Here is a 21,746-nt window from a genome sequence, read left to right as displayed (position 1 = left end):
GAAATAATTTTATTTTAAATAATTATCGTAAATCACAATAAAATATATCATTCAGATTAAGTTCCATTTACTTTTAAGAATCACTCTGTAGTCTCAGAATGTTTTTCTCCAACCTTAATAGAAGCAGGGATAATTGACTGAGCTCATCATGACTAATATTGCTTAAAATTTCAGTACGCGTATTATTAATCACTTGATCGACCGTTTTGATAAAAGGCTCTGATTCCTCTGTCAGTTTAATTCTTTTCGCTCTCCTATCATTGGCACAAATATGACGTGAAATTAAGCGTTTTTCTTCGAGTTGGTCTAGGGTTCTAACCAAAGATGGCTGCTCGATACCAATAGCTTTTGCCAACTGAATTTGCGATTGCTCCGGTGGTAGCTGACTAATATTATGCAACGTTACCCAGTGAGTTTGCGTTAATTTAAGCGGCTTTAGACGATGATCAATTAATGCCCGCCACATACGAACTACACGAGATAATTCAGTTCCGATTTGAGATTCCAATTTACCCTCCTTTATATAATTATAATGACTAAAAAATATACCAAACACATATTATTTTTTAAATTATATATTAATTTCCTTTTATATTGACAACATTTTATTGACCATTTACCTATCAAATACCTATATATAGTGATAATCAATGACTTATTTGGTGACATCAAACTTGATTATTAATCATATTTTTATAAAAAAACAATTCAATTTCTTAATAAGATAATCTATCAATTATCTTATTAATAAGAATAGCCTTACTCTGCTTTCAAATCTATCTATTTTAACCCTTATAGTAATTACAACTAACAATAAAAAAAGCAATGGCAAATAAATTGTTTAAAAACAAAAGAATATAGTTATTCTTAAAGTTATGTTTTTTACAAGGGGTTCAGAATAATACCATCACTAATTTTTATAAATAAAATTTAATTGAAAGATAACTTACGAAATAAGTTTAATCTAATATAATTTAATATGAATCTTTTCAACAATCGATTGATTGAATTATTAATATTAAAGCATATAGATAAAAATAATTACATACCGTAATAAATTAGAAAAGTGACTGTTGCAGATCAATTATTTCTTCTTGTATCACTTTTTTACTATTTGCTCTTAGTAACCGTTGACGGCATAAACGAACCACATGACGTTTTTGAGCATTAGTCAATTGTAACCATCCAAATCTTTCATCCCGAGTCCTATAGCAACCTCGGCAATAACCCTGCTCATTGGTTTGACATATCCCGCGACAAGGGCTAGGAATCTCAAAAAATTCAAGTTGTTCTGCCATAGTTAATCCCTCCCCGCAATCAAAGTCATAAATATATGATATACTCCCAAAAAATGAATATAACCATTAATTGAATAAAAAATAAACTGTAATCGCTGTATTTAGCAATATACCCACGTTATATTAATAGATAAATCGATTCGGCATTATGATGTGAAAATTTATAGGGAGAATTTTATGCGCTTACTTCATACCATGTTACGTGTGACTGATATGCAACGTTCCATTGATTTTTATACCGACGTTTTGGGTATGCGTCTATTACGTACGAGTGAAAATCCTGAATATAAATACTCTCTCGCTTTTGTGGGTTATAGCGATGAAAGCGAAGGTGCAGTGATTGAACTAACTTATAACTGGGGTGTTACTGAATACGAAATGGGTAATGCTTATGGGCATATTGCACTCGGTGTAGACGATGTTGCAAAGACCTGTAATGATATTCGCCAAGCTGGTGGAAAAATTACTCGAGAAGCAGGCCCAGTAAAAGGTGGCTCTACTGTGATTGCCTTTGTGGAAGACCCTGATGGGTATAAAATTGAATTAATTGAAAATAAAAGTGCAAGTAAAGGGTTAGGTCACTAATCAACTCAATTGTTTAAAATTTAGGTGGCTTTCATGTCCACCTAAATTTTCTATTGTATTTAGCGACAAAAATATATTCCCTTTGGCATAATAAAAGCCAACCAGAAACCGTAAACTGAAAGTCAAATGTCTGAAAAAAATAATCCTAACTCACTGGTAAATCGCTTCCGAGGTTACTACCCTGTCGTTATTGATGTTGAAACTGGTGGCTTTAATCCTAAAACGGACGGTCTATTAGAAATAGCGGCAATTACTTTGAAAATGGATAATGAAGGTTGGTTATCTATTGATGAGACTTTACATTTTCATGTGGAGCCTTTTGAGGGCGCTAACCTAGAGCCTGCAGCGCTTGCATTCACGGGTATTGACCCAACAAATCCATTACGCGGTGCAGTCAGTGAATATGATGCTTTGCATGCCATATTTAAAACGATCCGCAAAGGGATGAAAAATACTGACTGTAATCGAGCCATAATGGTGGCCCATAACGCTAATTTTGACCATAGCTTTGTGATGAATGCAGCAGAGCGTTCTGGCTTAAAACGTAATCCTTTCCACCCTTTTGCCACTTTCGATACAGCCGCATTAAGTGGCTTAGTTTTTGGGCAAACTATTTTGGCTAAAGCCTGTGTTACCGCAGGAATTCCTTTTGATGGAAAACAAGCTCATGGCGCATTATATGATACCAATCGAACTGCGCTCCTGTTCTGCGAACTCGTGAATAAATGGAAGAAGCTCGGTGGTTGGCCCCTCCCCGCAGAATCCGAATAGTGTAAGTAACTACATAAAAAAACCGTATTAGACTTTAAAATACTAATACGGTTTTTATTACTTGATGTAACTTTAACAAATTACAACAGCAGTAAACTATTCAGAGACCGCGTCATCCGCCGAACGATATTTATCCGCAGTTTCCTTAATTAGCGTTTGTAACTCGCCACGCTGGAACATCTCAACAATAATATCGCATCCACCAACTAATTCACCATCGACCCATAGTTGTGGGAATGTTGGCCAGTTGGCGTATTTTGGTAATTCTGCACGGATATCTGGATTCTGTAAAATATCAACGTAAGCAAAACGCTCACCACAAGAAGATAGAGCTTGCACTGCTTGAGCAGAAAAGCCACAGCTTGGCAGCTTTGGCGAGCCTTTCATATATAATAAAATTGGATTTTCTTTAACTTGGCGCTCAATTTTTTCAATTGTTGTCATTTCTAATTCCTAAAGCATGGGTGCTGATTTTGTAGTCAATTAGCAGTATTACCCGCCTCTTTATATACCGAACTCATCAACTGGAATGACTTCTCGGCACTGTTAAAACATCGTAAACAGCTCAGTGATAGTTTCATACAATATGCCAGTTTTGTAAGGTGATTACTATAGCACTCCTACTTGCTTCACTCAAAAGGTGAAAAGCTGCGTACATTGGTTCTATTTTACAAATGTCTATTTTACTGCGCTGTTTTTACAGTGTAATTATGGTTGTTGTTTGTTAATATATTAGCAAATTAATAACACTGAATGCTTTTCCATACTCAATAAAAGCTAAAAGTGGAGAGGTTGCCGAGGTAAAACTTGAATATACCCAACAAAAACTTAGTCATTAATAGCATCATGGGATAGGCTTTTTATTATTAAAAGTTGTATCCTATGATGATAATTAAATGATATATCAAACAGCATAATACGACGTTAACGTTTTAGCTGTAATAATAGAAGTAAGAACAATTTCAGCTCATTTTACGAGCAAACACCCTAAATATTGAATAAAAGCAATCAAGGAGTACGCAATGTCTTTTGAATTACCAGCTCTACCGTATGCTAAAGATGCTTTAGAACCTCATATCTCTGCAGAGACCTTAGAATATCATTACGGTAAACACCATAATACTTATGTTGTTAACCTGAACAACCTAATCAAAGGGACTAAATTTGAAGGTTTGTCTTTAGAAGAAATCATTAAAACTTCTGAGGCTGGTGTATTCAATAACGCCGCTCAAGTTTGGAACCACACTTTTTATTGGCACTGCTTAGCCCCTAATGCAGGTGGCGAACCTACTGGCAAAGTTGCAGAAGCTATCAATAAAGCATTCGGTTCTTTTGCTCAGTTCAAAGAGCAATTCACAGATGCTGCTATTAAAAATTTTGGCGCAGGTTGGACTTGGTTAGTTAAAAAAGCTGATGGTAGTCTAGCTATCGTTAATACATCTAACGCAGCAACACCAATTTCTGGTGATGATAAACCTATTTTGACTGTTGATATCTGGGAACATGCTTACTATATCGACTACCGTAACGCACGTCCAAAATACTTAGAAAACTTCTGGGCGCTGGTTAACTGGAAATTTGTTGAAGAAAATCTGGCTTAATTGTAGTTCAGATCTAAAATGATTAAGGGCGAGTATCATACTCGCCCTTAATTGTTTTTCACCTTCAATGGTGGTGAAAAAAGAAATCAAAAAATATGTACGGCAAAAAGAATAATTACAACTAAAGAGCCCATTGCCGCCATTAATCCATATTTAAAATCTGTATCCATGAGTTCCTCTCATTTAAAGTAAAGAAGTTGAAGTAATATTAACCATGCCAATACAACGGTTAATTTAGTATACATCCACAAAAATGCAAAACCAGTGCTTATGTCACATGTTATAACATCAATTATTTCTTTCGTTTTTGCGCTAGATCAGACAAAATCGATAACAAATCGCTAAATTATTGCTTGTAAAGGGTCAATGCATCAATATGCAGGTAATTATTTAACTAGAATTCTTTTAGAGACCAAGTCTGGTCAGGAGTTTTTTCTTCCCATGGCAACGATTAAAGATGTGGCGAAGCGTGCTGGCGTCTCCACCACAACCGTCTCCCATGTTATCAACAAGACGCGTTTTGTCGCTGATGATACAAAGACAGCCGTTTGGGCTGCCATCAAAGAGCTTAATTATTCACCAAGTGCGGTTGCCCGTAGTTTAAAAGTCAACCATACAAAGTCTATTGGCTTACTGGCAACATCAAGTGAAGCGCCCTATTTTGCTGAAGTTATTGAGTCGGTAGAAAATAGTTGCTATGAAAAAGGCTATACCCTAATTTTATGTAACTCCCATAGTAACTTAGGTAAACAAAAAGCCTATCTGCAAATGTTAGCGCAAAAGCGTGTTGATGGCTTATTGGTGATGTGTTCCGAATACCCTGACACTCTTATCAGTATGCTGGAAGACTATCGCAATATCCCCATGGTCGTAATGGATTGGGGTACATCTCGAGGCGACTTTACAGATAGTATTATTGATAACTCTTTCCATGGTGGTTATCTTGCTGGGCGTTACTTAATTGATCGAGGTCATCGTGACATTGGAGTGATCCCTGGCTCCCTTGAAAGAAACACAGGTATAGGGCGGCTTACTGGCTTTAAAAAGGCCATGGAAGAAGCCAAGGTTACCCTAAGAGATGAATGGATCGTTCAAGGGGATTTCGAACCAGAATCCGGCTATAAAGCCATGATGCAAATTTTAAGTAATAAGCATCGCCCTACTGCCGTCTTCTGTGGTGGGGATATTATGGCGATGGGAGCCATCTGCGCTGCTGATGAAATGGGCTTGCGCGTCCCACAAGATATTTCCATTATTGGTTATGATAATGTGCGTAATGCTCGTTATTTTACCCCTGCATTGACTACCATCCATCAACCTAAAGAACGTTTAGGTCAGATGGCATTTACGATGTTGCTCGACCGTATTGTTAATAAACGCGAAGATGCACAGACGATTGAAGTTCATCCTCGCTTAGTTGAGCGTCGCTCTGTCGCGGATGGTCCATTTATTGATTATCGTCGATAAGGATGCCTTATTCAGGACGATAACCATTCAGCGTTGAGGGTTTCACTATCGCCAAGATAATCCAGTAACCAACTCAACGCTGGAGAAGGATTATTCTCTACCCAAGTTAAACAACAAGGGCTCGATGGAAATGGTTGTGATAGCTTTAACTCCACCAACTTCCCTTGTTCACATAATGGTGCTGCACGGTGTTCCGGTACCATTCCAACGCAAAGACCATTCATCAAACAAGTTAATCCACTCTCCCAGTATGGCACCACTAAGCGTCGCTGGTTATCCAGTGCCCATGTATCTCTTTTAGGTAAACTGCGTGATGTATCCTCTAAACATAAGCTAGGATATTGACGCATTTGGTCATCAGAAAGCTTGTTTTCAATTTGAGCTAACGGATGATCAGGACTAGCAACACAGCGCCAAGACATAAATCCCATATCACGAAAACTGTAACGCTCACCAATTGGAGACGCGCGTGTAGCACCGATAGCCACATCTACACGCCCATCAGCTAAGGCATCCCATACCCCATTAAAAACCTCAGGGTGAATAAATAATTCGATGTCAGGAAAATGTCGATAAAAATCCAAGATCAATTGCTCTGTTCGCTGTGGTTTAACAATACAATCCACAGCAATACTAAATTGCCCACGCCAGCCATTTGCCACTTGCTGACACATATGGCGGGTATCAGTCATTTTTTTGATAACTGATCGTCCTTCCTTGATAAAAATAACACCCGCTTCAGTGAGCACAACATCACGATGGCGTCGTTCAAATAGAGGTACAGCAAGCCATTCCTCAATTTGCTTTACAGTATAACTGATTGCAGAAGGCACACGATGCAGCTCTTCGGCGGCACCGCTAAAACTTCCCGTTCGAGCAACAGCATCAATTACTTCAAGTGCATGCGCTGACCACATACGCGTTCCTTTCAAAATATTTGATAACAGAGTCCAAATATTACCGTTTCACAATGTAAAAAAACAGCCTATACAATAAGATAATCGTTAACATTATTTCAAATATTAATTAAGTAAAATACTATGACCAATACTGCGACAAAAAACTCTTCCGGTTTTCTGATTTACCTTGCAGGGTTAAGCATGCTAGGTTTTTTGGCCATCGATATGTATCTGCCAGCCTTTGGTGCTATGCAAACCTCCCTGAATACAACTGAAGGTGCTATCAGCGCTTCACTCAGTATTTTTTTAGCTGGTTTTGCTTTTGCTCAACTACTGTGGGGGCCCCTTTCAGATAAATTAGGTCGTAAGCCAATTCTGATCGCTGGATTATCACTATTTATTATTAGTTGCCTCGGAATGTTGTGGGTTACAGATGCAACTCAATTGTTAATACTGCGCTTTTTACAGGCTGTCGGTGTATGTTCGGCTGCAGTACTCTGGCAAGCATTAGTTATTGATCGCTATGATGAAGCAGATACTCAAAAAGTCTTTGCTTCAATTATGCCTCTTGTTGCTCTGTCTCCGGCTTTAGCGCCACTATTGGGTGCTTGGGTATTAGAGCATAAAGATTGGGAGTTTATTTTTGTTGTTCTTATGATGGTTGGCGTTCTGTTGCTTCTGCCGACTTTATTTTTAAAGAAAATCACGCCAAAAACAGTTTTAGAAGAAAAATCTCCATCAGATAAAATTTCTTTTTCAAAATTAATGAGTTCCCGTATCTTTAGTGGAAACGTGCTGATTTATGCTTCTTGTAGCGCAGGTTTTTTTGCATGGTTAACTGGCTCACCATTTATCTTACGTGATATGGGCTTTAACCCTGCTGACATCGGCTTAAGCTACATCCCGCAAACTCTGGCATTTATTGTCGGTGGATACGGCTGCCGCTTTGTTTTGATAAAAGTGCGAGCTGAGCTGTTATTCCCATTATTATTAATTGGTTATGCTATTAGTATGTCCATACTGTTTATCATGGCACTGTATAGCCAACCAACATTAACCTTAATTCTAATTCCATTCTGCTTTATGGCAGCGATGAATGGAGCCTCCTATCCCATTGCGGTTTCGAAAGCACTGAATGCATTCCCAACAGCCAGTGGCAAAGCGGCCGCTTTACAGAATGCACTGCAACTCGGTTTGTGCTTCTTAGCTAGCTTGCTTGTCTCTGCTCTTGCTTTCAACCCATTACTCGCAACAACTGGCGTTATGGCGTTTACTATTATTCCGATGATTATTGGTTATTGGATGCAACGTTGTGCCGTAAAGTCGAATAATGAGGTAAAGCGTGCTGAGTACCAACATAATTCCTAATTATTTCAACTAGCCACGACTTAGCCACATCACACTTCAATAAGCGATGTGGCTTTTTTATCTTCAATTAGTTACGAATAATTTATAGGGTTAATTTTATATTCAAAACAGGCTATCATAAAATCATTCAATGATGAGTTTTTGAGAGCCATGCTAAAACAGTATTACCCACCAGATGAATTAAAAGAGTTTGTGAGCTCAATTTTAATCATCAAGAAGTTCACATCTCCTATTAAAATATTTCCAGGCACTGGTGCGGAAATATGGATTTCTTCGACCAATATCAGCATGTCCACTGACGCCCATACATCTATAAATCCATATCAACTCATCATTCCAAGAATTAATATTTTTACTGCAATTCCTAACAATGCCACGGTTATGGTCTTACGTATTCGTCATGATGCATTACGCTTTTTACTTCCTCTACGAACCTTAAACTTTACAGATACTCCTATGCCACTGAGCCATATTTGGAACGATAATTGGTTTAAATCATTGGCTAACTCTTCCTTTAAAGAATTACACGATTATTTCTACGCAAATAAAGCGACAAAGAAAACTCACTTTATTGATCAGGTTCTCAATACGCTATACCGTAATCCAGAGAAAAAATAACGGAAATAGCAAATGACACTGGCTATAGTGCTCGTTTGATACAAAAAGAGTTTCTAAAAGAATTTGGTATCACACCAAAACGTTACCAGATCAATTGCCGTCTTGAACATGTATTAAAAACCATGGTAAAAGAACAAGATACCTATCGCTGGTTTGAAACAGGCTATTATGATCAATCCCACTTTTATCGCGATTTTAAACGATACTTTACTATGACGCCGACGGCGTTTTTGAAATCAAACTATTCGCTTTTTTACAATACAAAAACAAAGTCTCCATTAAGATAGTTCTTAATACAAAAGGAGAACGGTATGAGTATTGTTGTATATGCCCAAATTACTACAGAAAAAACAGATGGGTATCTGACTAAAAAGATCGTTCGGGATATAGCGAAGCATAGCCGTCGGGAAAAAGGATGTTTGCAATATGACCTTATGGCAAAAGAAAATGGCTATATTGTTTTTGAAGAGTGGGAAAGCCGGCAAGACTTAGAAATGTACCAAAACAGCGTTCACTTTAAACGACTCGTCGATGCAATTGAACGCGACAACGCAATATTTTCTGTTAATTTCAGTGAGAAATTATAGCTCACCACTTTCAATAATTGATGATTTATAGGCTATGGCTTAAACTTAAGCTATAGCCTCACCAATGACTGAAATCCTAAATCACTATTCCTGTTGAGCCGATAGTTCCTGTGTTTGTTCTTGTTGCAACAATTTATCTTGTTCTTTTTGATGTAATACACGCTCTACCGTATCAACGATCGCCTGAGTTTGTGGGTCAATCTCAATATTGACTTTATCACCCAAACGCTTTTTACCTAATGTTGTTCTTGCTAATGTCTCAGGGATCAAATGAACACAAAAACGGTTATTAATCACGTCACCTACCGTTAAACTAATCCCATCGATTGCCACAAAGCCTTTGTGCAAAATATATTTCATGAGGGACTTATCATAGATAGATAGCCAAATTTGATGGTTATCTTCAGAGGTGAAAATCTTACTGATTTCTGCGGTGGTGACAATATGCCCAGAAACAACATGCCCACCTATTTCATCACCATATTTAGCAGCGCGCTCAATATTAACAACATCCCCTTCCTTTAACTCACCTAAATTGGTTAGGCGTAATGTTTCTTTGATTAAATCAAAGCTAACTTTTTCACCTTCAATTTTAGTGACAGTTAAACAACAACCGTTATGAGCCACCGAAGCGCCTGTTTCTAAACCGACTAATAATTCAGGCGTGAATTTCATAACATGAGTGCGAAAGTTTGCTCTTTCTGTGACTTCAATAATTGGGGCGGTACCCTGAACAATGCCTGTAAACATAATAACTCTCAGTGCAGTGGATTTATGGACTCAGTTTACCTAAGAATTTTCAGAGATCTATCTTATTTGAGTGGTACTATTTATGCTGTATATACAAAACAATTAAACAATCTGTACACGAATGTGCTGTTTTATTCTTATTGGCAAGAACTTTATTGGATTGATTACCTAAAAGAGATAGAATAAGAGGTTAGCATTAACTATCTGATTTTTAGTCAAACATAAGTTTTATTCCTCCTTTTTGTTTCATCATTCATTTTATTGTAAAGGTGTATGCGTGCAGAAATACATTACAGAAGCGCGTAGCTTATTAGCTCTCGGAATTCCTATCTTTTTTGCCCAATTTTCACAAACCGCAATGGGTTTTGTGGACACAATTATGGCAGGAAGTGTTAGTGAAATAGAGATGTCTGCTGTAGCGGTTGGTTTTTCTATTTGGTTGCCTGCAATATTGCTTGGGCAAGGGATTTTAATGGCCTTAACCCCAATCATTGCTCAAATGAATGGTTCTGGTCGCAGAAATTTAATTGGAGACCAAGTTCAACAAGGTCTTTGGCTCGCATTTATTTTAAGCATCGGAATCATGCTATTACTTTATAATAGCAAGCTGATCATCGGTAATATGCAGCATATTGATGCAGAATTAGCAGAAAAATCAGTACGCTTTCTTCACGCGATTATGTGGGGCGCTCCCGGTTATCTTTTCTATCAGGTTTATCGTAGCCAATGTGAAGGATTGTCTAAAACTAAACCGGGAATGGTCATTGGTTTCTTGGGGTTGATGGTCAATATTCCTGTTAACTATATCTTTATCTATGGCCATTTTGGTGCCCCTGCATTGGGTGGCGTAGGCTGTGGTGTTGCTACAGCTACCGTCTATTGGGCAATGTGCATAATGATGAGATGGTATGTGAAAAGAGCGCATAATCAACGTGATATCCGCCCAACACAGACATTTTCATCACCAAATCCAAATATTTTAAAGCGGATTATTGTCCTCGGAACCCCAATTGGTTTAGCACTCTTTTTTGAAGTTACCCTATTTGCCGTGGTTGCGCTATTAGTCGCCCCACTAGGTGTGGTTGCTGTTGCAGGGCATCAGGTTGCATTAAACTTTAGCTCTGTGATGTTTATGTTCCCACTTTCTTTAGGGATCGCAGCGACTATACGTGTGGGTTATAACTTAGGTCGCCAATCAACGGAAGCCGCTAAAGTCTCATCTTATACCGCGCTGGCAGTAGGTCTAACATTAGCGTGTTTAACCGCCATTGTGACAACCATTTTCCGCGAACCCATCGCGATGATGTATAACAAGAACCCAGAAGTCGTTGTCTTGGCATCAAGCTTAATGCTCTATGCGGCGATTTATCAACTATCAGATTCTGTGCAAGTTATTGGTACTGGTGTATTACGTGGATATAAAGATACCCGTTCGATCTTCTTTATTACCTTTACGGCTTATTGGATTTTAGGCCTACCATCTGGCTATATCTTGGCTTTAACAGACTTAATTACTGAGCCTATGGGACCGAAAGGCTTTTGGATTGGCTTTATTATTGGGTTAACGGCATCAGCTATTGGTATGGCAACTCGAATATTGTGGATCCATCGTCAACAAGATAGCGTTATATTGCTCAAGTCAACTCGCTAATTGGCGTAAATTTAATCATTTATTGGCAAGGTGAGATGTGTTTTGGCTCAGATAGTTTTAAATACGAGCAAACTATCGCAAAATTACATTTTCCCCTTGCCAGATTGATGGCAGAACGTTAATATTCGTCCCCGTTGTTAGAGCAGTATTTACTGATATGCGTCCGTAGCTCAGTTGGTTAGAGCACCACCTTGACATGGTGGGGGTCGGTAGTTCGAGTCTACTCGGACGCACCATTTAAATCAGTAATTAACTGTAAACACGTAATCATTTTCAGTGCGTCCGTAGCTCAGTTGGTTAGAGCACCACCTTGACATGGTGGGGGTCGGTAGTTCGAGTCTACTCGGACGCACCATTCAAATCGATAATTAGCTGTAAACGCGTCATTATCGCCAGTGCGTCCGTAGCTCAGTTGGTTAGAGCACCACCTTGACATGGTGGGGGTCGGTAGTTCGAGTCTACTCGGACGCACCATTTAACTTCATCTTAATCTTGTTTCTTCAATTATCATATTTGACTTGATTGTCCTTTAAAATTGCCTTATTTTGTTGCGCAACAATCTTTCATTTATAAAATCTCACGGTTATTTGATCTTAATTACTTCTGCATTAAATTTTGAAAAATTTGATTTGTCTCACAGTTTGATGTTGTCTATAATACTCGTAAAGGCTGAAAGGTTTCACCAGCCGTAAATCAGTAAGTTAGCTTTATCATAAAATGTCATCTACACTATAATCAGAGTCAAAAAGAGACGTTTTAAGTGTAATTGGATTTTTAACACTAGACTGTCGCCTATTCTTATAAATGAGTTGCGCAACATACTAATTTTGCGCATTAAGCATCGGCGGCAATACCGATTTCCTTTATAACCATTAGATAGACTGCCATGAAAAAAACCAAAATTGTTTGTACCATCGGCCCAAAAACCGAATCCGAAGAGAAATTAACTCAATTACTGGATGCTGGCATGAACGTCATGCGTCTGAACTTCTCCCACGGTGATTATGAAGAACATGGTCAACGTATCAAAAACCTTCGTTCTGTATGTGCAAAAACAGGTAAACAAGCAGCTATCCTGCTGGATACAAAAGGTCCTGAAATCCGTACGATGAAACTGGAAGGCGGTAATGACGTTTCTCTAGTCGCAGGACAAACCTTTGCCTTTACAACAGATACTTCAGTCATTGGTAACAAAGATAGAGTCGCAGTAACCTACCCTGGTTTAACCAAAGATTTGAAAGTAGGCGACACCGTATTAGTTGATGACGGTTTAATTGGTATGAAAGTAACCAATGTCACCGCGACAGAAGTGATCTGTGAAGTCCTCAACAATGGTGACCTCGGTGAGAAAAAAGGTGTTAACTTACCAGGTGTTTCTATTGGCTTACCCGCTCTTGCAGAAAAAGATAAAGAAGACTTAGTATTCGGTTGTCAGCAAGGTGTTGACTTTGTTGCAGCATCTTTCATCCGTAAACGTTCTGATGTTGAAGAAATTCGCGCTCATCTGAAAAAACATGGTGGCGAAAACATCCAAATCATCTCTAAAATTGAAAACCAAGAAGGTTTAAATAACTTCGACGAAATCCTTGAAGCCTCTGACGGTATCATGGTTGCTCGTGGTGACTTAGGTGTAGAAATTCCAGTCGAAGAAGTTATCTTCGCGCAAAAAATGATGATTGAGAAATGTGTTCAAGCACGTAAGGTTGTTATTACTGCAACCCAAATGCTGGATTCTATGATCAAAAACCCACGCCCTACTCGCGCTGAAGCAGGTGACGTTGCTAACGCCATTTTAGATGGTACTGATGCGGTTATGCTGTCTGGTGAAAGTGCCAAAGGTAAATACCCTATCGAAGCAGTTACTATTATGGCCACTATCTGCGAACGTACTGATCGCGTTATGCCTACTCGCATCGAAACTCAAAAGCCGACTCAACGCTTACGTGTTACTGAAGCTGTTTGCCGTGGTGCTGTTGAGATGTCAGAAAAACTGGATGTACCATTAATTGTAGTGGCAACCTATGGTGGTAAATCAGCAAAATCTGTACGTAAATACTTTCCAACTGCACCGATTTTAGCCTTAACAACTAATGAAGAAACTGCGCGTCAGTTACTATTAGTAAAAGGTGTTATTCCAATGATTGTCGGACCATTTGAATCAACGGATGATTTCTATCGCGAAGGTAAACGTGCAGCACTTGAAAGTGGTTTAGCTGCTGCTGGTGATGCCGTTGTCATGGTCTCTGGTGCATTAGTACAAAGTGGAACCACTAATACCTCTTCTGTACACGTCCTGTAAGCGCTTAACTTAATAACGTTATTCTATGAGCCCTATTGCTAAATTAGCAGTAGGGCTTTTTTATTTCCTTAATTTTGTTATCCCTCCAAATTTAACATTTTATGCTATTGTAAAATAATTTTTATTTTATTAAAAAAGCCTTAACGACTATTTTTAGATTATTTAAAAAGACAATCACAAAAGGATAATTCAATGCTCAAATATCAACCCAAACAATCCCTAATTTAAATTTTTTTGCCTTTTATCACAGCTAAATACAAAGTATTTCTAGCAAATTTCTGAATTAAGTACTAGCATAAGACTTAGTGAGTACCATACCCTAATTTACATTAGGTTGTTTTAAAGGGATAGAGGTAGCTTTAAGATAATACTCTTAAGTCTATTTTTTGGTTGCTTGCTTTTATATTTTCAAGATAAATCAATCTAGAGGGTAAAATAATGATTCGTACTAAAATTGTACTGGGCTCTATCGTATTAGCTTCAGCATTACTGGCGGGTTGTTCTAACAGCACTGAAGTGCAGAAACTCTCTTCAGACGTGCAAACTCTGAACGGTAAAGTTGATCAACTGAGCAACGATGTTCAGTCTCTGCGTTCTGACGTACAGACTGCACAAGAAGAAGCAGCTCGTGCGAACCAACGTCTGGACAACCAAGTCCGTACTTACAAAAAATAAGTTCGATTTGATTGTTATCTAGAAAAGCTTTTTAAGCTGAATTAGTATTTTATGAGGGCCTATTTTTATAGGCCCTCATTTATTTAGTAGCTATCTATGTTTATTGTTCGTTACTAGCCTTGAGATGACTGATATTTTGCAGGGATTGATGATTTTACCGCCCCTTCAAATACTGGCTGTGGCTGGGTAATTTTAAATGGTTCAATTGGTTTTAACTTCGGATATTGACGATTTGAGTCAATATTCTGGTCACGGTTAACCCGTACAGGTATCCCTGAACGTCTCGCTAGCTCTTGCTCCACCAGCGCTTTATCAATGCCTTCATTTGCTAGGAATGCTTTTAAATCATCCGGTAGCTTAATAGGCATCGTTTGAGGGTCATCCGTTTCTTTACGTGATAATGGCTGATGGACTTCAATATAGTAACTACCATCGGCTTCTTTTGAGTATTTAACCGGCTGGTCAATTACCTGCACTCGTGTTCCTTTCGGTACTGATTTAAATAATGCTTCGATATCATGTGGACGTAAACGAATGCAACCCGAACTAACTCGCATGCCAATCCCGAAATCTGCGTTAGTTCCATGGATCAAATACTCCCCTTTACCATAGGAAAGGCGTAAAGCATACAGCCCCATTGGGTTTTCAGGGCCAGCTGGAACTACCGCCGGTAAAGTGATCCCTTGTTTAGCATAATGTTTACGTATATTTGTGGTTGGTGTCCATGTTGGATCTTTAATCAGCTGGCTAATTGACGTGACCATTTCTGGAGTATCACGACCTAACTGACCAATCCCTATAGGATAAACAATGACTTTCTTACTGTTTGCTGGGAAATAATACAAACGCAATTCGGCTAAATTAATAACAACCCCAGTTCTTGGTGTAGATGGTAATAACATTTGTGAAGGGATAATCAGTTCTTTGCCCGCCTCAGGCAAATAAGGGTCAGTACCTGGATTCGCTTCTAGCATCGCAAGTAAACCAATTTCATGCTCACTCGCTATTGCTTCTAAAGGGCGACCATCATTAGGCACTACGTATGTGGCATTCTCCCCAATTAAGCGCGTATTATTATCTGGCAATAAATATTCTTTGGACTGTGCAGGTGTCAGCACTGCGCTCATGACAAACAAACTCACCGCCGTCAAAACTTTTTTCATACCTACTCCAAGGAAAATAAGGTTATTACAAATATTCAAACAATATCGCTCATAATAGCAACTATCTTGATAGTCTTTAATACTTAATAAATATTTAAATAAATTAATAGCTCATTATTTAATAATCACATAAAGATTTAAATTTAATTTATCTAATAAATACAGTGCGTTAGTTTTTAAAAATCAAGAATGGAAATATATGAAAAGTGTGGGAAATTCATATAATTTCCCACATTTAATTAGAGAAGTTCGTTGGCTCTAGCTAAAATTGACTTGATCATCCCGTTGAGACCTTGGGTACGAGATGGAGTAAGATGTTGCTCCAATTCTAATTTTTGGAAAAAGCCTTTTACATCAATTGCAAGAATTTGCTCAGGCGTCTTTCCTTGAAATAAAATGATAACGATCGCTACTAGCCCCTTAACAATTGCAGCATCGCTGTCACCCGCTAGCAAAATTTGGCCATCGTCCTGTTTTTGCATATCAATCCAGACTTGACTCTGGCAACCTGCAATTAAGTTAGCATCAACTCTTTGGTCGAGTGATAACTCCGGTAATCGACCACCTAGTTCAATCATATATAAGTAGCGTTCTTCCCAATCCTGACAGCGTTCAAAATTGCGTAAAAGTTTCGCTTCATCGGGTAATGCTGACATACATCTTCCTTTGAAATACCGTAAATTAAATCGTTAACCTAATAATTTTTTTATACGTAATAGCGCATTATACAATGCTTCGATATCATGCTTTTGTGTATAAACCCCCACCGATGCACGACACATAGCAGGGACATTATAGCGTTCCATAAGCGGCATAGCACAATGATGTCCGGTACGAATAGCGATGCCATATCTGTCTAAAAATGCGCCAATATCATAAGCATGATGTTCACCCAAATTGAACGCTATCACGCCCTCACGCTGATTATTTCCATATAAACGTAGTGAAGGAACCTGTTGAAGCAATTCGGATGCATACTCAATAATCTGTTTTTCATGGGCAAATGCATTGGCAAGGCCAAGCTGATTAAGGTAATCGAACGCAGCACCTAACCCAATAATACCACTAATATTCGGTGTTCCAGCCTCGAATCTCCATGGGATATCCGCAAACGTAATACCGGTAGTGAAACTGACCTGCCGGATCATTGCTCCGCCCCCTTCCCACGGTGGCATTTTTTCTAGTCGTGATTTTTTACCATATAAGATACCAATTCCCGTCGGGCCATACAGTTTGTGCCCCGAAAACACATAAAAATCACAGTCCAAAGCTTGGACATCGACTATTTGGTGCATAGCACCTTGAGCGCCATCCACTAAAATAGCTAAATCACCCTCTTTCTCTATGGCAATACTGCGTGCTTGTTGGATGATTTTTTTTACTGGATTTACCGTTCCTAGCACATTAGAAATGTGGGTAAAACTGAGTAATTTAGTGCGCTGGTCAATCAATGTATCTAATTGAGAAAGATCTAAGCTCCCATCATCCAAGATAGGTAACACTCGGATTTCACAACCAATCTCTTCTGCCAACATGAACCATGGAACAATATTGGCATGGTGCTCCATTTCGGTAATAACAATGTTATCACCGTCATTAATAAACTGTCGTCCAAAGCTATTAGCAACTAAGTTGATGCCTTCCGTAGTCCCTTTGACGAAAATAATTTCATCTTGAGACTTTGCATGAAGAAAATCCGCTGCTTTTTGGCGAACCTCTTCCATCAAGGTCGTCGCATTCGCACTAAGAGTATGAACGCCACGATGCACGGCAGCATAGTGATGGAGTGTAAATTGGCTTTCACATTCAACCACTAGTTGTGGCTTCTGAGCACTTGCAGCACTATCCAAATATACTAATGGATGCCCGTTCACCGATTGTGCTAAGGCAGGAAAATCCTGCCTTACTGTTTCAACATCAAAAGCCATCGATTTACACCCCCGCTAAACGTTGGTGAATGTTCGCCATTACGGCCGATTTTAGCCCTGCAATATCAATAGACTCGGTTAGTTCTGCAGCGAAGGCATTGATGATCATTTGCTTTGCTGCTTGGTGACTAATTCCCCTCGAGCGCAAATAGAATAACTGCTCATCATCCATTCGTCCGACCGTTGCACCATGTCCACATTTCACGTCATCCGCGTAAATTTCCAATTGTGGCTTGGTATCTATCTCCGCTTTTTCACCCAATAACAATGTATTGTTTGTCATCTGCCCATCAGTTTTTAGTGCATTCGGTGCGACTTTAATCATCCCATTAAATACTGTTTTACTGCTGTCCATCCCGATGACTTTATGTAATTGGCGGCTAGAACAATAGCAAGCATTATGCTCAAGATAACTGCGGGTATCCGCTATCTCTGTTCCTTGTGGTAATACCAAACTATTGAGCTCAAACTGCGTATTCTCACCCTCAAGACGTGAACTGGTATGGTGACGTAATAAGCCTGCACCCAATAGAAAACTACTGCTTTTCACTTGGCTATCACGCCCAACAATCATGTCGTTATGCGCAAAATGCTGAGCAGATGGATTCTCTGTAACAAGTTTGAAATGAGATAATTGAGCGTTATCTCCAATTTCTACCGTTAAACGCCCTCCCGTCAAATGAGGCTGATTATCCAAACTCACAAAATGTTCAATGACTTCGCTCTGACTGTTATTTCCAAGGGTGAGATGATAACGATATTGGCTCATATTCGTCCCTTGAGAATTCACACTACCACTCGAAATATTGAGTAAATAGAGAGGTTTAGAAGCCACTTTATTCGCCGCTAAATTAATTAATAACGGTTGTGGTGCCAAACATTCCGTTAGATGAAGAAAAATTTCGCTGTTGACGGCATCTGGCAATACATCTTGGCTATCCAGCAATGTAACCTGAAATTCCCCCATATCAATGGAGCTTAATTCTGCATTATAGCGCCCATCAACAAGAGTAATCCGGTAAGCATCTATTTCTAATGCTATATCGGCATTAGGTTTAAGTACCGACTCTGGATCACTGAAATGATACTGAGTACGTAGAACCGTTTCTAGCGGAGTATAGTGCCAATCTTCATGACGAAATTTAGGCAATCCAACATATTTTGCAATCTCCCAATGCGTTTGCGCATGTTGAGACTTTTCGCCTGAACGATGTTCAAATAGTTGAGCAAAGTTTGCCATTGCTTGCTGATTAAGCTCAGAGACTTGAGCACTTTTTACTGCTCTATCACTGTTGGTCAATAAGCCAGCCATAGCCTTGCTCCTCCAGTTTTTTCGCTAAACTGAAATCACCGGATTTGATGATTCGCCCTTGATACAAAACATGAACAAAATCTGGTTTTACATAGTCTAAAATTCGCTGATAGTGCGTCACAATAATAAATGAACGCTCTGGTGTACGTAGGGAATTCACACCATTAGAAACAATTTTTAATGCATCAATATCTAAACCTGAATCTGTTTCATCTAAAATGCATAACTTCGGCTCCAATGCAGCCATTTGTAAGATATCGTTACGTTTTTTCTCACCGCCCGAGAAGCCTACGTTGACTGAGCGTGTTAGCAAATCTTGTGGCATATCTAACAACGCAATTTTATCTTCGATAAAATCTTGAAAATCAAAACGGTCTAAAGATTCTTGCTGACGATACTCACGCACCGCATTAACCGAGGTTTGTAAGAAAAATTGGTTACTCACACCCGGAATCTCTACTGGGTATTGAAACGCCAGAAAAATCCCCTCTCCTGCGCGATCTTCAGGATCTAGCGCGAGTAAATCCTTACCATTAAATATGACTTCGCCGCTGTCAATTTCATAATCTTCACGACCTGCCAGCGTTGCTGATAATGTACTTTTTCCTGAACCGTTAGGTCCCATAATCGCGTGAACTTCACCAGGTTTAATTTCCAGCGATAACCCTTTTAATATTTCATTACCTTCTACACTGACGTGTAAATCTTTAATGCTTAACATATCAACATGCCTTTAGCGCTAGTGCGCAACTAAACTTGTTAGGATCAGCCCACACTGTGTTCTAAGCTGATAGCCAATAATTTTTGTGCCTCAACGGCAAACTCTAATGGTAGTTCTGAGAAAACATCTTTACAGAATCCATTAACGATCATAGAGATAGCATCATCTTCACTGATACCACGCTGCAAGCAGTAAAACAGCTGATCTTCACCAATACGTGAAGTCGTCGCTTCATGCTCTAAGTGCGCCGTATTATTTTTAACTTCCACATATGGGAAAGTATGTGCACCACACTGTGTGCCAATTAGCATTGAGTCACATTGCGTGAAGTTACGAGCGTTATGTGCACTTGGCAGAATTTTGACTAACCCGCGATAGCTATTCTGGCTTTTACCCGCAGATATTCCTTTCGAAATAATGGTTGAGCGCGTATTTTTGCCAATGTGGATCATTTTAGTTCCAGTATCCGCTTGCTGATTACCGTTTGTCAGTGCTACAGAGAAAAATTCTCCCACAGAGTTATCCCCTTTGAGGATCACGCTTGGGTATTTCCATGTAATTGCTGAGCCAGTCTCTGATTGTGTCCACGACATTTTCGAGTTTTCACCTTCACAGAGCGCACGCTTAGTCACAAAGTTTAAAATTCCACCAGCTTCACTGTCTCCACCTGAGAACCAGTTTTGTACCGTGGAATACTTAACTTCTGCATCTTTATGAATAATGACTTCGACTACCGCAGCATGTAGCTGATAGCTATCTCGAACTGGTGCTGAACAACCTTCGATATAACTGACATAACTGCCTTCATCCGCAATTAAGATCGTACGCTCGAATTGTCCGGTTTTCGCCGCATTTATACGAAAATAGGTCGATAACTCCATTGGGCAACGAACCCCTTTGGGGATATAGACAAAGGTGCCATCAGAAGCCACAGCCGCATTTAATGCAGCAAAGAAATTGTCATGGCTGGAGACTACACTACCCAAGTATTTTTGAACTAATTCTGGATATTCATGGATAGCTTCACCAAATGAGCAGAAAATAATCCCATGTTTTGCTAAATCACCACGATAAGTCGTCGAAACAGAAACGGAGTCAAAAATAGCATCCACAGCAACAGCACTACCTTCACGAACAGGCACACCTAGCTGCTTAAATGCATCTTCCACTTCCGCAGTTAAATAATTATTTTCTTCAACTGCACCGGTAGTTTGTGTTGCACCTGACTGTGAGCCACAAGTATCATCACACGCACCACAAGACGGAGCTGAATAATAGCTATAATCTTGATAATCAAGGTTTGGATAATTTGCTTTTAGCCAATGAGGCTCTTCCATACCCTTCCAGTGATTAAAGGCATCAAGGCGAAATTGAAGCATCCATTCTGGTTCATTACGTTTTGCGGAAATAGCGCGAACCACATCTTCATTTAAACCTTTCGCCATTTCATCGGTTGCGACTTGGGTAAAAAAGCCTTCTTTATAGCGCTTTTCATCAAGCCAGCTTTGAACTTCTTCGCCAACTTCTACATTGCTCTGAGACATAATCTAGCTTCACAAGTTAAACGCCAAAGCTTTCACCACACCCACAGGCATGTTGAGCTTTCGGGTTATTGAATTTAAAAATGTGATTCAGCCCTTCTTGGACATAATCCACCACTGTGCCATCAATAAATGGCATTGCTTGTTTCGGTACATACAGATGTGCGCCATCCAACTCAAATAATAAGTGGTCATCCGTAGGGTTTTCTATCATTTCGAACACATAGCCAAATCCCGCACATCCTGACTGTTTTACGCCAAGGGATAGTCCTTTACTGTTTGGAGTTTGTACCATTAATTTTTTAATTTGTTTTGCCGCACTAGGCGTCAGGCTAACTCCCTGCCAATGATTTTCATCGAGTGAAAACGTCTCTACACCGCCAGTCATTTTGACCTCACTTTTTTCATGGTTTTTCAGCCTGTTATCGGAGATTTCTTCTATATATGACATGGTAATGATAACCCATATGACTTCAACCATTTGTTTTAAGAGGTTATAGCGATTGATCGTA

The 21,746-nt window shown here is 39.2% G+C and carries 23 protein-coding genes and 3 tRNA genes; 14 read left to right on the top strand and 12 right to left on the bottom strand.

Annotated features, from left to right (window positions below):
• Window positions 1-73 precede the first annotated feature (73 nt).
• Window positions 74-508, bottom strand: a complete 435-nt coding sequence (gene slyA / locus PR761_RS06475; protein WP_039854149.1) for a transcriptional regulator SlyA — start codon at window positions 506-508, stop codon at window positions 74-76.
• Between the two features lie 550 nt (window positions 509-1,058).
• Complete coding sequence (locus PR761_RS06470; protein WP_039854151.1) at window positions 1,059-1,298, bottom strand: DUF1289 domain-containing protein; 240 nt, start codon at window positions 1,296-1,298, stop codon at window positions 1,059-1,061.
• A gap of 177 nt (window positions 1,299-1,475) precedes the next feature.
• Here PR761_RS06470 and gloA point away from each other — a divergent pair, with 177 nt between their 5' ends.
• Window positions 1,476-1,883, top strand: a complete 408-nt coding sequence (gene gloA / locus PR761_RS06465) for a lactoylglutathione lyase (RefSeq protein ID WP_039854154.1) — start codon at window positions 1,476-1,478, stop codon at window positions 1,881-1,883.
• Window positions 1,884-2,009: 126 nt separating this feature from the next.
• Window positions 2,010-2,654, top strand: coding sequence for a ribonuclease T (gene rnt / locus PR761_RS06460; protein ID WP_006813247.1), 645 nt, complete (start codon window positions 2,010-2,012; stop codon window positions 2,652-2,654).
• Between the two features lie 96 nt (window positions 2,655-2,750).
• On the opposite strand, the gene PR761_RS06455 is transcribed toward rnt, so the two are convergent.
• Window positions 2,751-3,098 (bottom strand): Grx4 family monothiol glutaredoxin, encoded by a 348-nt coding sequence (locus PR761_RS06455; RefSeq protein ID WP_006813248.1) that lies wholly within the window; start codon window positions 3,096-3,098, stop codon window positions 2,751-2,753.
• 578 nt (window positions 3,099-3,676) lie between these two features.
• Here PR761_RS06455 and sodB point away from each other — a divergent pair.
• Window positions 3,677-4,255, top strand: coding sequence for a superoxide dismutase [Fe] (sodB, locus tag PR761_RS06450; RefSeq protein ID WP_006813249.1), 579 nt, complete (start codon window positions 3,677-3,679; stop codon window positions 4,253-4,255).
• A 441-nt stretch (window positions 4,256-4,696) separates the two neighbouring features.
• Entirely contained in the window at window positions 4,697-5,722 is a 1,026-nt protein-coding gene (gene purR / locus PR761_RS06445) for an HTH-type transcriptional repressor PurR (protein WP_039854157.1), read from the top strand.
• 11 nt (window positions 5,723-5,733) lie between these two features.
• On the opposite strand, the gene punR is transcribed toward purR, so the two are convergent.
• Entirely contained in the window at window positions 5,734-6,639 is a 906-nt protein-coding gene (punR, locus tag PR761_RS06440; protein WP_006813251.1) for a DNA-binding transcriptional activator PunR, read from the bottom strand.
• Window positions 6,640-6,762: 123 nt separating this feature from the next.
• Between punR and punC the strand changes: the two genes are divergently transcribed.
• The 4 genes from punC to PR761_RS06420 all read left to right on the top strand — a co-directional run bounded on the left by punC (window position 6,763) and on the right by PR761_RS06420 (window position 9,194).
• Window positions 6,763-7,989 carry a purine nucleoside transporter PunC gene (punC, locus tag PR761_RS06435; RefSeq protein ID WP_006813252.1) on the top strand — a complete coding sequence of 409 codons (1,227 nt, stop codon included), beginning with the start codon at window positions 6,763-6,765 and terminating at the stop codon, window positions 7,987-7,989.
• Window positions 7,990-8,139: 150 nt separating this feature from the next.
• The gene (locus PR761_RS06430; protein ID WP_230083592.1) at window positions 8,140-8,607 is read left to right on the top strand and encodes a hypothetical protein; all 468 of its coding nucleotides are present in this window, start codon (window positions 8,140-8,142) and stop codon (window positions 8,605-8,607) included.
• A gap of 35 nt (window positions 8,608-8,642) precedes the next feature.
• Window positions 8,643-8,894, top strand: a complete 252-nt coding sequence (locus tag PR761_RS06425; protein WP_230083591.1) for a helix-turn-helix domain-containing protein — start codon at window positions 8,643-8,645, stop codon at window positions 8,892-8,894.
• A 24-nt stretch (window positions 8,895-8,918) separates the two neighbouring features.
• Window positions 8,919-9,194, top strand: a complete 276-nt coding sequence (locus tag PR761_RS06420; protein WP_006813254.1) for a putative quinol monooxygenase — start codon at window positions 8,919-8,921, stop codon at window positions 9,192-9,194.
• An 84-nt stretch (window positions 9,195-9,278) separates the two neighbouring features.
• Here the strand turns inward: PR761_RS06420 and PR761_RS06415 are convergent, their stop codons facing one another.
• Window positions 9,279-9,944, bottom strand: coding sequence for a riboflavin synthase subunit alpha (locus PR761_RS06415; protein ID WP_112836635.1), 666 nt, complete (start codon window positions 9,942-9,944; stop codon window positions 9,279-9,281).
• 277 nt (window positions 9,945-10,221) lie between these two features.
• Between PR761_RS06415 and PR761_RS06410 the strand changes: the two genes are divergently transcribed.
• From PR761_RS06410 to PR761_RS06385, 6 genes are all read left to right on the top strand, one after another.
• A complete protein-coding gene (locus tag PR761_RS06410; protein ID WP_006813257.1) occupies window positions 10,222-11,595 on the top strand; it encodes an MATE family efflux transporter in 1,374 nt (457 codons plus the stop codon).
• Between the two features lie 159 nt (window positions 11,596-11,754).
• Window positions 11,755-11,831: transfer RNA gene (locus PR761_RS06405), tRNA-Val, on the top strand.
• A 42-nt stretch (window positions 11,832-11,873) separates the two neighbouring features.
• Window positions 11,874-11,950: transfer RNA gene (locus PR761_RS06400), tRNA-Val, on the top strand.
• A 42-nt stretch (window positions 11,951-11,992) separates the two neighbouring features.
• Window positions 11,993-12,069, top strand: a tRNA-Val gene (locus tag PR761_RS06395).
• A gap of 412 nt (window positions 12,070-12,481) precedes the next feature.
• Window positions 12,482-13,894, top strand: coding sequence for a pyruvate kinase PykF (gene pykF, locus PR761_RS06390; protein ID WP_006813258.1), 1,413 nt, complete (start codon window positions 12,482-12,484; stop codon window positions 13,892-13,894).
• 438 nt (window positions 13,895-14,332) lie between these two features.
• The gene (locus tag PR761_RS06385; RefSeq protein WP_004263789.1) at window positions 14,333-14,569 is read left to right on the top strand and encodes a major outer membrane lipoprotein; all 237 of its coding nucleotides are present in this window, start codon (window positions 14,333-14,335) and stop codon (window positions 14,567-14,569) included.
• A 113-nt stretch (window positions 14,570-14,682) separates the two neighbouring features.
• Here the strand turns inward: PR761_RS06385 and PR761_RS06380 are convergent, their stop codons facing one another.
• The 7 genes from PR761_RS06380 to sufA all read right to left on the bottom strand — a co-directional run bounded on the left by PR761_RS06380 (window position 14,683) and on the right by sufA (window position 21,622).
• Window positions 14,683-15,732, bottom strand: coding sequence for a L,D-transpeptidase family protein (locus tag PR761_RS06380; RefSeq protein WP_006813259.1), 1,050 nt, complete (start codon window positions 15,730-15,732; stop codon window positions 14,683-14,685).
• A gap of 239 nt (window positions 15,733-15,971) precedes the next feature.
• Complete coding sequence (sufE, locus tag PR761_RS06375; protein WP_006813260.1) at window positions 15,972-16,388, bottom strand: cysteine desulfuration protein SufE; 417 nt, start codon at window positions 16,386-16,388, stop codon at window positions 15,972-15,974.
• A 33-nt stretch (window positions 16,389-16,421) separates the two neighbouring features.
• Complete coding sequence (gene sufS, locus PR761_RS06370; RefSeq protein ID WP_154611047.1) at window positions 16,422-17,660, bottom strand: cysteine desulfurase SufS; 1,239 nt, start codon at window positions 17,658-17,660, stop codon at window positions 16,422-16,424.
• A 4-nt stretch (window positions 17,661-17,664) separates the two neighbouring features.
• On the bottom strand, window positions 17,665-18,972 hold the full coding sequence (sufD, locus tag PR761_RS06365; RefSeq protein ID WP_115164245.1) for a Fe-S cluster assembly protein SufD: 1,308 nt from the start codon (window positions 18,970-18,972) through the stop codon (window positions 17,665-17,667).
• Window positions 18,947-19,693: a Fe-S cluster assembly ATPase SufC gene (gene sufC / locus PR761_RS06360; RefSeq protein ID WP_006813263.1), complete on the bottom strand. Its 747-nt coding sequence runs from the start codon at window positions 19,691-19,693 to the stop codon at window positions 18,947-18,949. The genes sufD and sufC overlap by 26 nt, the downstream gene beginning before the upstream one ends.
• A gap of 44 nt (window positions 19,694-19,737) precedes the next feature.
• The gene (gene sufB / locus PR761_RS06355; RefSeq protein ID WP_006813264.1) at window positions 19,738-21,237 is read right to left on the bottom strand and encodes a Fe-S cluster assembly protein SufB; all 1,500 of its coding nucleotides are present in this window, start codon (window positions 21,235-21,237) and stop codon (window positions 19,738-19,740) included.
• A gap of 16 nt (window positions 21,238-21,253) precedes the next feature.
• Entirely contained in the window at window positions 21,254-21,622 is a 369-nt protein-coding gene (gene sufA, locus PR761_RS06350) for a Fe-S cluster assembly scaffold SufA (protein ID WP_039854407.1), read from the bottom strand.
• Window positions 21,623-21,746: the final 124 nt, after the last annotated feature.

Source organism: Providencia sp. PROV210, assembly GCF_028479445.1.
Classification (GTDB): Bacteria; Pseudomonadota; Gammaproteobacteria; order Enterobacterales; family Enterobacteriaceae; genus Providencia; species Providencia rustigianii.
The sequence above is the reverse complement of the archived record's forward strand: the minus strand, read 5'-3'. Positions and strand labels throughout refer to the sequence as shown.

Bases quoted from the DNA above. Each gene is read 5' to 3' on its own strand.
- PR761_RS06470 (WP_039854151.1), bottom strand. From the start codon at position 1,298: ATGGCAGAACAACTTGAATTTTTTGAGATTCCTAGCCCTTGTCGCGGG.
- gloA (WP_039854154.1), top strand. From the start codon at position 1,476: ATGCGCTTACTTCATACCATGTTACGTGTGACTGATATGCAACGTTCC.
- rnt (WP_006813247.1), top strand. From the start codon at position 2,010: ATGTCTGAAAAAAATAATCCTAACTCACTGGTAAATCGCTTCCGAGGT.
- PR761_RS06455 (WP_006813248.1), bottom strand. From the start codon at position 3,098: ATGACAACAATTGAAAAAATTGAGCGCCAAGTTAAAGAAAATCCAATT.
- sodB (WP_006813249.1), top strand. From the start codon at position 3,677: ATGTCTTTTGAATTACCAGCTCTACCGTATGCTAAAGATGCTTTAGAA.
- purR (WP_039854157.1), top strand. From the start codon at position 4,697: ATGGCAACGATTAAAGATGTGGCGAAGCGTGCTGGCGTCTCCACCACA.
- punR (WP_006813251.1), bottom strand. From the start codon at position 6,639: ATGTGGTCAGCGCATGCACTTGAAGTAATTGATGCTGTTGCTCGAACG.
- punC (WP_006813252.1), top strand. From the start codon at position 6,763: ATGACCAATACTGCGACAAAAAACTCTTCCGGTTTTCTGATTTACCTT.
- PR761_RS06430 (WP_230083592.1), top strand. From the start codon at position 8,140: ATGCTAAAACAGTATTACCCACCAGATGAATTAAAAGAGTTTGTGAGC.
- PR761_RS06420 (WP_006813254.1), top strand. From the start codon at position 8,919: ATGAGTATTGTTGTATATGCCCAAATTACTACAGAAAAAACAGATGGG.
- PR761_RS06415 (WP_112836635.1), bottom strand. From the start codon at position 9,944: ATGTTTACAGGCATTGTTCAGGGTACCGCCCCAATTATTGAAGTCACA.
- pykF (WP_006813258.1), top strand. From the start codon at position 12,482: ATGAAAAAAACCAAAATTGTTTGTACCATCGGCCCAAAAACCGAATCC.
- PR761_RS06385 (WP_004263789.1), top strand. From the start codon at position 14,333: ATGATTCGTACTAAAATTGTACTGGGCTCTATCGTATTAGCTTCAGCA.
- PR761_RS06380 (WP_006813259.1), bottom strand. From the start codon at position 15,732: ATGAAAAAAGTTTTGACGGCGGTGAGTTTGTTTGTCATGAGCGCAGTG.
- sufE (WP_006813260.1), bottom strand. From the start codon at position 16,388: ATGTCAGCATTACCCGATGAAGCGAAACTTTTACGCAATTTTGAACGC.
- sufS (WP_154611047.1), bottom strand. From the start codon at position 17,660: ATGGCTTTTGATGTTGAAACAGTAAGGCAGGATTTTCCTGCCTTAGCA.
- sufD (WP_115164245.1), bottom strand. From the start codon at position 18,972: ATGGCTGGCTTATTGACCAACAGTGATAGAGCAGTAAAAAGTGCTCAA.
- sufC (WP_006813263.1), bottom strand. From the start codon at position 19,693: ATGTTAAGCATTAAAGATTTACACGTCAGTGTAGAAGGTAATGAAATA.
- sufB (WP_006813264.1), bottom strand. From the start codon at position 21,237: ATGTCTCAGAGCAATGTAGAAGTTGGCGAAGAAGTTCAAAGCTGGCTT.
- sufA (WP_039854407.1), bottom strand. From the start codon at position 21,622: ATGACTGGCGGTGTAGAGACGTTTTCACTCGATGAAAATCATTGGCAG.